Below are 13,341 nucleotides of genomic sequence, written 5' to 3'. Positions count from 1 at the left end.
CTTGTTCGGCGACGTCTGACCCAAATCGGCCGCCGAACAGGACTGAAGGACTTGATGAACCCAGCCAGACGCACGACCGCCACCGCCTTGGTTCTGGCCACGGCAGGCGGAGTGCTGTACGCCACCGCCGTACCCGCCTCCGCGGCGGTGAGCTGCACTTCCCCCGTCTTCAAGCGGCAGTTCTTCGCGAACACGACGTTCTCGGGCACGCCGAAGAAGACGGACTGCGATTCCGCGATCGACCAGAACTGGGGCTCGGGCGCACCCGCCTCCGGCCTCCCGTCGAACAACTTCGGCGTGCGCTGGGCGGTGACGCGCGACTTCGGTTCCGGCGGCCCCTTCACGTTCACGGCCTCCGCCCAGGACGGCACGCGGGTCTACCTCGACGGCGTCCGCAAGATCGACGTGTGGAAGAACGTCTCCGCCACCGTCAAGAAGACGGTCAACGTGACGATCCCCGCGGGCAGGCACACGCTCCGCGTCGACTTCGTCAACTGGACGGGGTCCGCGAACGTCAGGTTCGCCTATACGCCGCGCACCTCCGCCGCCTACGACAAGGTCAGGCCCCTCATCCCGGCGGGCGCGGCCGTCTCGTACAACTCCACCACCGGCGCGGCCAGGCTCACCTGGACCAGGAGCAAGGAGATGGACCTGGCGAACTACCGGGTCTACCGGCGGCTGAAGGGCGCGGCGTACGGGAGCAAGCAGCTCGCGACGACCACCGCCACGTCGTACACCGACAGCGCGCTGCCCAGGACCGGCGCGGCCTACTACTACGAGGTGCGGGCCGTCGACAAGGCGGGCAACGTATCCGGCGGCAGCTCCGACAAGCTCGTCACCACCGTCGACAGGACGCCGCCCGCCGCGCCCTTCCTCGAATGGGATGCCTGCCCGGCCGACCAGCCCTACGCGGCGCCGGAGCTGGTCACCACCGCGAAGAACGCCGCCGACATCGCCCGGTACGAGATGCAGCGGCTCGACGCGACCACGAAGCTCTGGAGCACCGTCTACTCCGGCACCAAGGGCGCGATCTGCGACACCGGCTACCGGGCCGACGGCAGCAAGGTCACCTACCGGGGGCGGGCCCGGGACGCCGCCGGGAACTGGTCGGCGTACTCGGCCGCCATGACGTTCACCACCCCCGACCTGACCCCGCCCGCCGCCGTCACGGGGCTCCGCGCCGAGTACCGGTCGGGCGTTCCGCATCTGGTGTGGTCGCCCGTCACCGGGGCCGCCTCGTACCAGGTCCTCCAGTACGACCCGGCGACCGGCGGCTACGCCGACGCTCTTCCCGAGGGGAGCCCCGGCACCCGGACCGACGTGGTGCCGCGCCAGTCGGCCGCCGTCGCCGACAGCTACCGGTACGCGGTGCGCTCGCTGGACGCCAAGGGCAACCCTGCCGCGCCGGTGGAGATCGCTCTGGAGTTGGCCGACCGTCCGGAGGCGATCCCCGCGTTCAAGACCACTGCCAGCGTGTTCGACGAGGGTGTGATGGTCGCGTGGAGCAGCGTCGACCCGTGGACCGTCGACGAGCGGCCTCTTCCCACGTACAGGATCATCCGGACCGACACCACGACCGGCGAGACCGACATCGTGGACCAGTGCAAGCCGAACCGCTCGGTGGACCTGCCGCTTGATGACCCGGACACGTACTGGACCTGGGCGGACGACGATGCTCCTCTGTCCGCCCGCAAACAGGTCAACGGCACCTGCTGGGACGTGCAGGGCAAGTCGGAGACGACGTACGAGTACCGAGTCGTGACGACCGACCGGTACGGACATGTGTCGCAGCCCGGCCCGCCCGCCACGGAGACCACCCCGGACACCCAGCGTCCCGCCGCGGTCCAGGACCTGACCGCGGAACGAGTCCCGCTCGGCGTCCGGCTGACCTGGACGCCGCCCGCCGACACCGATGTCTCCGGCTACCGCGCGTGGCAGGGCGTCACCGACCCGGACAGCGGCGAGACGGTCTGGAAGGACAACTGCTGGACCGGCAGCTCCCTGACCAGGACCGAGATCCTCTGCCCGACCGTGCCGGACGGCGCCACCCACGTCTACAAGGTGGCGGCGATCGACGATCACCGCGACGATCCACTCGGCGCACTCCACCCCGCCGAGGTCTCGGTCACCCTGCCCGACACCCGGCCGCCGGGCTGGACGGAGACCGAGGTCCGCGAGGGCCAGTACCCGGATCTGTACGTCGGCTGCTCCGAAAGCTCCGGACTCGGGGACTGTTCCCGGTTCACGAGCTACCGCGTGGAGCGCTGGGACCCCGTCACCGCCACCTACGTCGCCCTGGCGGAGGGCGCGACGGGTGGCGCCGCGTTCTCCATGGACACCACGGTGCACGAGGACCGGCTCGGCCTGTACTACTACCGCGTCGTACGGCTCGACGCCTCGGGCGTCGAGGCCGTGACCCGATCGACGGCGTACGGCATCTGGGACTCCTGGCTCTGACCGGAGGCGGGAGGGGACCGAAGGGTTCTTCGGTCCCCTCCCCACGCCGGGCGACGTGCGGTTCGACCGGCGGCAGGACTTCGACCTGGGCGGGTACGGGGTCTCCCGCCTCGATGGCTTCCTGGTCAGCGTCGTCCTCGCGGGGATACCCGACCGCAACGCAGGAGCAGCAGGAGGCGTGCTCTCCACCGTCAACCAGATCGGCGGAGCAGTCGGCATGGCCGTCCTCGGTACCGTCTTCTTCACCCGTGCTGCCGGATCGACCACCGGGCCACCGACCCTGATCGACGACAGCCGTGCGCTGGGCGCTGTCCTGCTCATCTCGGCGGGTCTCTACGTCATCACCGCACTCGTGATGCCCGCATTGCCGAAGTCCGCTGCCGCGCATGACGCGTAGGCGATCCCACGCGGAGAACCGGTGGGCCGGGGGAGAGGGGCCCTCTCAGTCCGGATCGTCGTATCGAGCGGCGAGGGTGGCGATGCGGTCGCGCAAGGCCGTGCGCAGCGCGTCGGGGGCGAGGACTTGAGCGTCGGTGTCGAGCTGCCATACCGCCCAGACCGCGTGCCGCAGGTCCTCGAAGGTCACGTCCAGGCGAACCCAGTCCTCGCCGTCCGGTTCCTCGGCGCGGACAGCCCGAGCGGCGTTCAGTAGTTCTTCTCGCCGCGAGGGCTTGACCCGGACCGTCACAGAGATGTGGGCCTCGGAGAGGAAGCGTGCGCTGCGCTCGGCCCAGATGCGATCGAGATCGACCTGCGCCGGGCGCTGAGCGGGTTCGGGGAGCTCTTCGGCTGCCAGCATCCGCGACAGTCGGTAGGTGCGGTCCTCCCCGGACTTGGTGGCCAGCAGATAGGTTCGGTCGCGGACGGTGACCATGCCGATCGGGTCGACGGTGTGCCAACGAGGTTGCCTGTCCGGTGCGGCGTAGTGAAAACGCAGTCTGCGCCCCGTGAGCACGGCGCCACGGACTTCGCTCATCACGGCGCCCACCACGTCCTCGGCCACGAGTCGGCGGGAGAGCATATCGGTTTGGGGCTCGACGAGGAACCGCTTGGCGGCGTCGTCCAGGGCGGCTCGATGCCCCTCGGGCAGCGCGTCGACGACCTTGCGCATCGCGGAGGCGAGCGGGGCGCTGAGACCGAAGACCTTCCGGCCATGCCTCGATCCGGCGGTGAACAGCGCGAGGGCTTCGTCATGGTTCAGCCCGGTCAGTTCGGTGCGGAAACCGGGTAGCAGGGAGAAGCCGCCATGCCGGCCACGGTCGGCGTACACAGGGACTCCCGCTGTGGACAGCGCCTCGATGTCACGCAGCACCGTGCGGGCGGAGACCTCCAGCTCGCCGGCCAGCTCGTCCGCAGTCATCCGGCCCCGCTGTCGCAGCAACAGCACCAGTGAGACCAGCCGATCCGCGCGCATGGTTTCACTCTACAAAAAACATGACACAAGGTGTCGTGTTTTCTCGAGAGGCTTGCTTCAAGGGCGTTCGGACGGCGGCTTCCCGGTCGCCGGCGCACGCAGAGACAACGGATGGAGCGGCAATGGAACGAACAGCAGTCAACCCGGTGGCCTGGTCGCTGGAGATGGGATTCAACCAGGGCGAGGTCGTCTCCGGGGAGACCCGGACCCTGTACATCTCGGGACAGACCGCGATGAGCAAGGAGGGCAGGCCCGAGCACGACGGGGACATCGCCGCGCAACTCCGGCTCGCGGTGGACAACCTGGAAGCCGTCCTCGCCGAGGCCGGCATGTCGCTGGCGAACCTCGTCCGCCTCAACGTCTACACCACCGACGTGGACGCGCTGTTTCCGCACTACGGCACCCTTGCCGGACGGCTGGGTGCTGCGGGTGTTGCTCCGACGACCACGATGCTGGGGGTCACCCGACTCGCGATACCCGGTCAGATGGTCGAACTCGAAGGAACCGCTGTCGCCTGATCCGGTCCTGCTGCTCCAGTTGCCCGAGCCGACGCGGTGCGGCGCGAGCGGCAGGCGGAGGACGGCGGGCGCCGAATGGCCGGTGCCCCGACGATTGCCGTGCCCTCGCCCGTACGTCGAAGGCCCCGGTCATTGACCGGGGCCTCCAGCGGCATGATGGAAGTTCGACCATGAAGGAGTGCCGCCTGTGCGACTCGTTTTGGATCCCGTCCTCGGCGAAGTGGAGCTCACCGCGTCAGCGGAGGAACTGGCTGCTGTGGCAAACGCGGTGGCCAGGGGTGACGGGTTCATGGGATCCACCTCATCGGCAGCCACAGGCGTCTTGGCCGGGATCGAAGCCAGGAGGTCTTCCAGGTCCGGGGTGCGGATCGAAGTCGACGTGTCGCGACACATCTTGGTGATTTGTGGCGATCCGGGTGGCAGGGCCATCTTGGCAGACAATCTGAGGGCTATGGCTGCCGCCGAGGATGGTGGTCACCTTCACGTTGACTACTTCCCCGAGCATCCCTACCTCCTTGAAGGCTCTGCGTCGATCGTGGTCAACAGCCCCCTTGGAGGCATGCCGACCCGATGAGCGGTGGTACGCAACGAGGGCGGGTGGCCGGAGCGGAGTGCCCAGATCTACTCGTCGATTGCGTTCGGCCGTGGCCTGTTTGCTTGATGCTCGGCTCGACTGCGGTTCCTTTCATCTCTTCCGTACCGGACTCGCCCCGGGGAGCGGCGGAACTCGCCGGGTTTTGCTGCCTTCGCCCGGACAACAAGGAAGCCCCGGCTGTTGGCCTGGGGCTTCGAGGAGTCGTGCTGTGGAGCGGGTGACGAGAATCGAACTCGCGCTCTGAGCTTGGGAATCAACGGTTCTTACGCTGTTTGAGGGGCTCTGACCTGAGATTTCGGATTGGGCAGGTGGATGGCTCCCGGTCTCTGGGGGTCGTATCTGACCGCATGGGCGGCAACCGCAGGGGTTCCCCCTCGTACCCATCGAATTGGGGTGCGTGGGCGGGCATGGCTCGTGCTCCTCGATGTGGAGGGTGGATCAGGCCGCCTCGCATCGGTCCCGGCGCAACGAGTGTGGAGTCTGGCTGGTCGCGTGCGGAGCGGCTGCGCATCCGTGACGAGCCGTCACCGCCCCAGTGTCGCGCCCCCGTTCACATGCATGATCTGCGCCGTCATGTACGCCGCTTCAGGTGACGCCACGTAGTGCACCGCGGCGGCGATGTCCGAGGGGCGGCCCGCCTGGCCCGTCAGTGACTGCTTGGTCCGGGCGGCGACGAACTCGGGCGTGGCCCGGTCGCCGAAGAACTCGGTGTCGGCGACAAAGCCTGGAGCGACCGCGTTCACGGTGATGCCCTGCGGGCCGAGCTTCTGCGCCAGGTCGACGGTGTAGGCGTTGACGGTGGCCTTGGAGCCGCCGTACGAACCGGGGCCGCGCAGCGCGGCGACAGACGACATCTGGATGATCCGCCCACCGGGCCGGGTGAGGTGGGGCAGCAATCCTTCGGTGAGCAGCACGGCGGTGAGCACGTTGGCCTCGAAGTTGCGGCGGAAGCTGTCCGCGACGCCTTCGAGGGTGCCGTCGTGGGACGGTGCGACGTTGCCGCCGGCGTTGGCGACGATCACGTCGACCTGCGCGCCGCCCGCGGTGCAGAACTCCACGGCTCTGCGGGCCTGGCCGGGATCGCTCAGATCAGCGGCTACCCAGGAGGCCGTTCCCGCACCATGCGCGGCGTCGAGCTCTCCGGCGGCCTTCTCCAGGGGCTCCTCGCGCCGCCCGATGAGGACGACGTGGTCGCCGTCCGCCGCGAAGACCTCGGCCACCGCCCGCCCGATCCCCGTACCGCCACCCGACACCACGACCTTGCGCTGCCCCATGACCCCACCCCATGTCCTCGTTTATGAACGATGGTCACATCTCTGACTGGCGACGGTACGACCGCCGGTCTTCGGCGTCAACAGGCAGGTGCTGCAGGACCCTCACCCGGATGGCGGAGCCCAGGCTGGCCACCCTGCCCGCCCAGCAGCCCTGGGCTGCCGTACCGGGCCGTACCGGGCCGGACCGGGCCGGGTGCGGCAGCCCGGGTGAAGCAGGAGGGTGGGAATCGTGGGAACGACACCCCTGACCCCTGGCGGGAGATGCAGGGACCAAGGAGCTCCGGCTGTTCGCCGACTGCGTGGCAGATGTGGACATGTGTCCCTCCCTGGCCGTGGTGGGCGAGGCCCCGAGTACCTGGGTGGCCACAGTGCCGCAGCAGTCCATCCATGCGCAGTTCTGGGCGGCTATCTCCCCCAGCAACCCTGATAGGTGCGGGAGTTGAGGCAGAGTACCCTCGTTGCGGAGGCTGGCCCCGGGGGTGCGGAATGACCAGTACGAAGACGGGTGAGCCGCCGTCAGAACCTCGGCGAGCGGCCAGGCGTACGCTGCGCGCGGCCGGAGTGGGGCTGGGCCTCGTGGTCGCGCTGTTCCTCGCAAAGTGGCTACTCGTCTCCTCCTCCGCCTGCCGGGATGCCCCCGGCTGGGGCTGCCTCGGGGTAGGCGTGCTGTGGCGCGATGCCATCCCGTTCGTTCTGTTCTTCGGCGGGTGGGCGTCGCTGCGGGTGGCCGGGGTGCGCCCTGCGTGGCTCACCGCTCTGGTCGGCACCGGGCTGAGCTGGTACTTGCTGCGGTACCTGACAGTGGTCAACAGCGTCTCCTGGTTCCTGGGCCATGTCAGCTGGGTCCAGTTCGTACTGCCGATCGCCGGCTTCGCACTCGCTGCGTGGTTCACCGCCTCGCTGCACCCGTGGCTGCCACGTATGGCGGTGGCGGCGGCGCTGGCGCTGGTGGTGCCCATGAACACCTTCGCCGCCTCGCAGATCACCGAAAGCCGGCAGGAGAGCGCCCTGTCGGCGAGCCCGGTCCCACTGCTCGGACCGCGGGTCCCCAGCGGGTATCACATCGAAGGCGTCGGGACCCAGACCACCACCGCCCCCACCTTCCACTACCGCCTCGCCCTAGACGGGCGGCAGGCGACCACCATGGCGGAGCTGAATCGCGAGATCCAGGTCAGCGTCGCGCACGTGCAGCCGCGGTTCACCCCGCCGTCCCATTGTGCCGCGATCAACTCGACCTACCCAGTCCCGGCCCCCGCCTGCACCGCCGTCGCGCCGGGGGTGTGGCGTTCAGGGGATTCCCAGTACGTCTCCTACTACGTCCGCGTGGACGACACGGTGGCGGACATCCAGGCCACCTCGCCGCCGGTGAGCCCGGCCGTGCTCACCGCGATCGCGCGGAGCATGAGAGTCCGCGAGCCCTCCTACTTCGCGGGAGGGTGAACCGCACGTGAACCTCATCGAGCGCCGCGGTCACCGACCACTCCGGGCCCACCGCATTTGTGTCCCAGATGGGCTCACCGTTGTTCCTGGCCCACGCCGCCACGCCCACGACACGGGAGGGCCGGTGTGGTAGCTGGTGCACTTCTTCTTGCCCTCACCCATCAGGCTTGCCCCTCGACGCTTCCAGTCCGCTCTGCCCGGCCGCCGGCGGCTTCGACGCGGGCCGACTGGTCACTGGTGGGCAGACCGCCACAGAGAAGTAGAGGTGCCTGGGGAAGCGGGTGAGCCGCGCCCCATCTCAATCTGCAGATGTGGATCACCTGAGTGAGTGGTTTCGCCCTCAGCCGGTGCTGCGGGCCGCCCGCTCGCGGAGCCCCGGGTGGATGGCTCCAGGTCTCTGGGAGCCGTATCCGACCGCTGTTGTCCGCTCTGCTGGGCACGGATGGGGCACGAGAGCTGGCAGTGCGACGCGTGCTCCGGGCGGGCCGACTGGTCAGAGGGGGACGATGCGGACTTGGCTGCCGCAGAGCTTGGTCATGTCATCGCTGTCGGAGGTCAGCAGGGCGACGGGTTTCGGCTGGCGGAGCGCGACCTCGGCGACCGTGGCGTCGATGGCGTACTTGTGCCCGTGCAGCCCGGCGTCTTTGAGGAGCGCAGCCGCCGCTCTCGCCGCCTGCTCGGTGACGGGCTCCACCTTGACACGGGACAGGGCCCAGTTGAGGCGAGGCATGTTGGTGCGGGAGTGGGTGACTTCCACGATGGTGTTGGCCCCGATCACCAGGTCGGCTCCCATGTCGTGGAAGACCTGCAGCATGGCGAGGAGCTTGCGGTCCTGCGCGACCCAGGCGGACAGTCCTTCCGAGTCCAGGACGACGGTCTCGATGCGTTCGCTCACGCGGCATCCGCGCCCGTGGAGGTGCCGGCGGAGCCGAAGATCTTCGCGCGAGCCTCGGCGAGCTCCTCGTCGCTGAAGGGCCCGTGCTCCGCCTCATGGCGGCGGAGATCGTCGCCCAGGAGCTGGTGCCGGATCTGGCGGGCTACGGCTTCCGCCACGTAGCCGGAGACGTTGTCCGTGAGCTTGCGAAGCTCCGCCACCTGGTCGCTGGGGAGCGTGACGGTGATACGCGTCGTGGAGGACATAGGTCGAGCATACTGGAGTATGCGGGATGTTGCTGTTCGGTGCTTCGGCTGCTAGTGGAGGCAAGCGTCAGCTCCTGATGGGGAAGCGAAAGGGCTTTAAAAGCTCCCTCAAAGTCACGATTCCGGCCACCTGGGGCAAGAGGAGACGTGTATCGGTCCTGAGCCGACGCAGCGCGACGGCCCGTGGCGAGGGGGCAGGCGCCACCCCCCTGGCAGCTCGAATTTCAGCACTGACCTCGTGCTCACCCCACCACCGGTAACCTCGCGGCAGCGTTCAGTGTCGAGAAGGGGGTGGGTCGTGACTGAGCAAGCATTCGGGATCGACAAGATTCAGCTGGTCAAACTGCTGCGGCGAGTGGCCGAGGGCGAAGCACAGCTACCGGAGTTCCAGCGCGGCTGGGTGTGGCCGGATCACAACATCATCGGTCTGCTCGCCTCGATCTCTCGTGGATACCCGGTCGGCACCCTCATGTTGTTGCAGACCGGTGGTGACGTCCGTTTCAAGTGTCGTCCGGTTGAGGGCGCCACTCCGCCCCCGGGCACCGAACCGGACACCTTGATTCTCGACGGCCAGCAGCGGATGACCTCGCTCTTCCAGTCGCTCATGCTCGGCAAGCCGGTCGAGACACAGAACCAGCGTAAGCAGCGGATCACCGGCTGGTTCTACGTCGACATGGTCAAGGCTCTCGACCCTCAGGCGGACCGTGAAGACGCAGTCCGCCTTCTGCCGGCGGACCGGGTGGTCCGCAGCTTCCGTGGCGATCTCATCGAGGACTACTCGACTCCGGAGAAGGAATACGCGGCCCGGCTCTTCCCACTCTCCCAGCTCTTTTCCAACCGTGATTGGAGCTACGGTTACGAGGACTATTGGAAGGATCAGGGGCAGGACGGCCGCAAGTGGTGGCGGGACTTCGAGGAGGCATTCGTCCGCCCCTTCGAGCTCTACCAGGTGCCGGTAATCGAACTGGGGAAGCAGACCGAGAGACAGGCTGTCTGCCAGGTCTTCGAAAAGGTCAACACCGGCGGCGTCACCCTCACAGTCTTCGAGCTACTCACCGCCACATATGCCGCCGAAGAGTTCGACCTGCGCGACCACTGGAACAATGTGGTCCGGGCCGCGTGGAGGGCGCCGGAGTACCGCGTCCTCAAAGAGGTTGCCAACACCGACTTCCTGCAGGCAGTCACCCTCATGGCAACGGCTGCCCGGCGCGCCGATGCCGCTACCGTCGGGATTGACGAAGAGCGTCTGCCGCGAATCGGCTGCAAGCGCAAGGACATTCTAGAACTGGGCCTGGACGAGTACCGCCGCTACGCACCACTGGTCGTCAAAGGCTTCAAGGACGCGGCCAAGTTCCTCCGCCAGCAGTACCTCTTCGACACCAAGTTCCTCCCCTATGGCACCCAGCTGATCCCTCTCGCCGCGATCCTCAGCACGCTCGGCGAACAGGCCCAACCGGCCGGTGCACAGCAGAAGCTGGCCCGTTGGTACTGGTGCGGTGTGTTCGGCGAGCTGTACGGCGGCTCGACGGAGACCAGGTTTAGCCACGACCTCCCCGAAACCGTGGGCTGGGTGCGCGGCACTTGGGCCGAACCTCGCACCATCCGCGACGCCCGGTTCAGTGAGAGCCGCCTGATGACATTGCGCACCCGCAACAGCGCCGCCTACAAGGGGATCTACGCACTTCTGATGAAGGAAGGCGCCGTCGACTGGCGGACTGGTGAGAAGACCGAGATCACCGAGTACTTCGCGGAGGCCGTGGACATCCACCACATCTTCCCGCAGGCGTGGTGCGAGCGGGAGAACATCGCCCGGGGCACTTACAACTCAATCGTCAACAAGACCCCGCTGACCGGACGCACCAACCGCATCATCGGCGGGACAGCGCCCTCTGCCTACCTCCCCAGGCTCGCAAAGAGCGCCGAGGTGGACGCGGACACCGTGGCCAACCACATTCGTACCCATCTGGTTGATCCCGCGCTGCTCGCCAAGGATGACTTTGCGGGCTTTTTCGAAGCACGGCAACATGCTCTGGTCGAGGCCATCGAGACGGCCACTGGCAAGGCGGTCGTCACGGAAGACGGATATCCCGCAACCGGTGGGGTGGACGAGGGCGACGAAGACTGAATATCCGCCGGGTGCCGTGGCGGCCTCTCTGCCCGAGCCGTATCGACTACTCGCTGATCGGGCTCCCTGCCGTCAGTCGCAGCCGACGTGCGGGCGGGGCCGGTCGCGGACAAGAGGGCACGAGACCTGAGTCCGGTAAGCGCGTGGTCGTGCTGCCGAAGTTCCTGCGGAATGACCTTCAGCGGCACTTGAGCCGGTACGCCGAGAACGAGCGGACGGCCTGCTGTTCGTCAGGGGGAGTGGCAAGCCGTTCCGCCGTCCCACCTTCGGGCGGAAGTGGCGCGCAGCTCGCTCGAAGGTGGGCCTTCCCGACGGCTTCTGCTTCTACGACCTTCGTCACTCCGGGCGCACCCTGACGACTCGGTCCGGGGCCACGCTGAAGGACACGATGGTGCGCGCGGGGCAGTCGACCGAGCGGGCCGCGCTGATCTATCAGCATTCGGACCTGGAACGGCAGCGTGAGGTGGCGGCCGGCCTCGACCAGCTTGTGCGGGCCCGGCGTGAAGCGGCGGATGACCAGGCATCTGACACGGATATGGCACGAGATACCTGTATTGGTTCAGACAACAAAGAAGCCCCCGGCCTCTGGCCTGGGGCTTTTCGTGGAGCGGGTGACGAGAATCGAACTCGCGCTCTGAGCTTGGGAAGCTCATGTTCTACCATTAAACTACACCCGCGAAACGTACTGGCTGACCAGCGACGCATCGTCCCACACTCTACCCCATCGCAGACCCCCCGAGGCGTGCCCCCGGGAGCGAGTCGCCGTGAGGGGCCGGTGGGAGCCGACGGGGGCGGTGGGTGGTGGACGGGGGTGTGTGGGGAGGGAGTTGGGGGCGTAGCGTGGGTGGTCGGAGTGCCGCGTGCGGTGGCGTCCTGTTCATCCCCTAATGTGGCTTTCTCGTCCACGGCTTGATGGGGAAGGGACTTGATGGAGTCCATGGAGCGCACCGTCGTCCGCTGTGCCGAAGGGCACGTTTTCGCTACCGCCTCGTTCCCGATGCAGCAGCTCGGGTCCGGGCGGATCGGTCCCGGGCGGCTTATCCGCTGTCCTCGTTGCGCCCGGTTGCGGCATGCCGTGCCCGTGGTGTTCGAGGAGCGGTAGCCGCTTCCGGGAAGGTGGCGACAGGCGCGCGGGCGGCCCGATGGGGGCGGGCCCGCGCGTTCTGCGTATCCTCGGTGGGTGCTTCTCTCAGACAAGGACATCCGGGCCGAGATCGACGCCGGACGCGTACGTATTGATCCTTTCGACGCGTCGATGGTGCAGCCGTCGAGCATCGATGTGAGGCTCGACCGCTATTTCCGGGTGTTCGAGAACCACCGCTATCCGCATATCGATCCGGCCGTGGAACAGGCCGATCTGACCCGTACCGTCGAGCCGGACGGGGACGAGGCGTTCATCCTGCACCCCGGTGAGTTCGTGCTGGCGTCGACGTACGAGGTCATCTCGCTGCCCGACGATCTCGCGTCGCGGCTGGAGGGCAAGAGTTCGCTCGGCCGGCTCGGGCTGGTGACGCATTCGACGGCCGGGTTCATCGACCCGGGGTTCTCCGGGCACGTGACCCTGGAGCTGTCGAATCTGGCGACGCTGCCGATAAAGCTCTGGCCGGGGATGAAGATCGGTCAGCTGTGCATGTTCCGGCTGAGTTCTCCGTCGGAGTTCCCGTACGGCTCCGAGCGGTACGGGTCGCGGTACCAGGGGCAGCGTGGGCCGACGGCTTCGCGTTCCTTCATGAACTTCCACCGGACGCAGGTGTGATGCCCCGTGAGTGACGACGTGCGGGAGAACCTGACGTACGACGGCTTCGGGCATGCCGTGCGGGAGCTGGCGCAGGCCGTGGCCGATGACGGGTACGAGCCGGATGTGGTGCTGTCCATCGCGCGCGGCGGGGTGTTCGTCGCGGGCGGGCTCGCGTACGCGCTGGACTGCAAGAACATTCATCTGGTGAATGTCGAGTTCTACACCGGTGTGGGCACCACGCTGGAGATGCCCGTCATGCTGGCTCCCGTGCCCAATGCCATTGATTTCTCGGCGAAGAAGGTTCTCATCGCCGACGATGTCGCCGATACCGGGAAGACGCTGAAGCTCGTGCGTGACTTCTGTATCGACCATGTCGCCGAGGTGCGCTCCGCCGTGATCTACGAGAAGTCGCATTCGCTCGTGAAGTGCGAATACGTGTGGAAGAAGACCGATCGCTGGATCAACTTCCCCTGGAGTGTCTTGCCTCCAGTACATACGTTGGGCAAGGCGTCTAAGGCGAACACAGAAGCGTTTTAGGCCGCGTAGCTCCAGTGACGTCAGACGGTGTGGGTTGATCAGCTAGTCACAACGGGTGGGGAGTAAGCGGTGGCTGACCTGGCGACGTGGCTTGGGGCGGTCG

The 13,341-nt window shown here is 67.5% G+C and carries 12 protein-coding genes, 1 tRNA gene and 1 pseudogene; 9 read left to right on the top strand and 5 right to left on the bottom strand.

Features of this window, described 5'->3' with window-relative positions:
* Positions 1-54 precede the first annotated feature (54 nt).
* A complete protein-coding gene (locus OG446_RS17585) occupies positions 55-2,457 on the top strand; it encodes a PA14 domain-containing protein (RefSeq protein WP_328894943.1) in 2,403 nt (800 codons plus the stop codon).
* Positions 2,458-2,512: 55 nt separating this feature from the next.
* Positions 2,513-2,854 (top strand): hypothetical protein, encoded by a 342-nt coding sequence (locus OG446_RS17580; RefSeq protein WP_328894942.1) that lies wholly within the window; start codon positions 2,513-2,515, stop codon positions 2,852-2,854.
* Positions 2,855-2,899: 45 nt separating this feature from the next.
* Here the strand turns inward: OG446_RS17580 and OG446_RS17575 are convergent, their stop codons facing one another.
* Entirely contained in the window at positions 2,900-3,871 is a 972-nt protein-coding gene (locus tag OG446_RS17575; protein WP_328894941.1) for a helix-turn-helix transcriptional regulator, read from the bottom strand.
* A gap of 122 nt (positions 3,872-3,993) precedes the next feature.
* On the opposite strand from OG446_RS17575, the gene OG446_RS17570 reads away from it, so the two are divergent.
* Complete coding sequence (locus OG446_RS17570) at positions 3,994-4,389, top strand: RidA family protein (RefSeq protein ID WP_328894940.1); 396 nt, start codon at positions 3,994-3,996, stop codon at positions 4,387-4,389.
* 187 nt (positions 4,390-4,576) lie between these two features.
* Positions 4,577-4,963 carry an Imm32 family immunity protein gene (locus OG446_RS17565; RefSeq protein ID WP_328894939.1) on the top strand — a complete coding sequence of 129 codons (387 nt, stop codon included), beginning with the start codon at positions 4,577-4,579 and terminating at the stop codon, positions 4,961-4,963.
* 545 nt (positions 4,964-5,508) lie between these two features.
* On the opposite strand, the gene OG446_RS17560 is transcribed toward OG446_RS17565, so the two are convergent.
* Positions 5,509-6,258: an SDR family NAD(P)-dependent oxidoreductase gene (locus OG446_RS17560; protein WP_328894938.1), complete on the bottom strand. Its 750-nt coding sequence runs from the start codon at positions 6,256-6,258 to the stop codon at positions 5,509-5,511.
* Positions 6,259-6,744: 486 nt separating this feature from the next.
* Between OG446_RS17560 and OG446_RS17555 the strand changes: the two genes are divergently transcribed.
* Positions 6,745-7,698, top strand: coding sequence for a hypothetical protein (locus tag OG446_RS17555; protein ID WP_328894937.1), 954 nt, complete (start codon positions 6,745-6,747; stop codon positions 7,696-7,698).
* Between the two features lie 493 nt (positions 7,699-8,191).
* Here the strand turns inward: OG446_RS17555 and OG446_RS17550 are convergent, their stop codons facing one another.
* Positions 8,192-8,593, bottom strand: coding sequence for a DNA-binding protein (locus OG446_RS17550; RefSeq protein ID WP_328894936.1), 402 nt, complete (start codon positions 8,591-8,593; stop codon positions 8,192-8,194).
* Complete coding sequence (locus tag OG446_RS17545) at positions 8,590-8,838, bottom strand: type II toxin-antitoxin system CcdA family antitoxin (RefSeq protein WP_328894935.1); 249 nt, start codon at positions 8,836-8,838, stop codon at positions 8,590-8,592. Before OG446_RS17545 ends, OG446_RS17550 begins: the two co-directional genes overlap by 4 nt.
* Before the next feature lie 298 nt (positions 8,839-9,136).
* Between OG446_RS17545 and OG446_RS17540 the strand changes: the two genes are divergently transcribed.
* Positions 9,137-10,963 carry a GmrSD restriction endonuclease domain-containing protein gene (locus tag OG446_RS17540; RefSeq protein WP_328894934.1) on the top strand — a complete coding sequence of 609 codons (1,827 nt, stop codon included), beginning with the start codon at positions 9,137-9,139 and terminating at the stop codon, positions 10,961-10,963.
* 65 nt (positions 10,964-11,028) lie between these two features.
* Positions 11,029-11,510: pseudogene (locus OG446_RS17535) on the top strand (tyrosine-type recombinase/integrase); the annotation flags it as partial.
* Positions 11,511-11,566: 56 nt separating this feature from the next.
* Here the strand turns inward: OG446_RS17535 and OG446_RS17530 are convergent.
* Positions 11,567-11,640: transfer RNA gene (locus OG446_RS17530), tRNA-Gly, on the bottom strand.
* A gap of 503 nt (positions 11,641-12,143) precedes the next feature.
* Between OG446_RS17530 and dcd the strand changes: the two genes are divergently transcribed.
* Together dcd and OG446_RS17520 are read left to right on the top strand one after the other, a co-directional pair.
* Positions 12,144-12,719 (top strand): dCTP deaminase, encoded by a 576-nt coding sequence (gene dcd / locus OG446_RS17525; protein WP_136326616.1) that lies wholly within the window; start codon positions 12,144-12,146, stop codon positions 12,717-12,719.
* A 6-nt stretch (positions 12,720-12,725) separates the two neighbouring features.
* Complete coding sequence (locus OG446_RS17520) at positions 12,726-13,238, top strand: phosphoribosyltransferase (RefSeq protein WP_328894933.1); 513 nt, start codon at positions 12,726-12,728, stop codon at positions 13,236-13,238.
* Positions 13,239-13,341 lie beyond the last annotated feature (103 nt).

Origin of the sequence: Streptomyces sp. NBC_00236 (assembly GCF_036195045.1) — a bacterium.
Classification (GTDB): domain Bacteria; phylum Actinomycetota; class Actinomycetes; order Streptomycetales; family Streptomycetaceae; genus Streptomyces.
The sequence above is the reverse complement of the archived record's forward strand: the minus strand, read 5'-3'. Positions and strand labels throughout refer to the sequence as shown.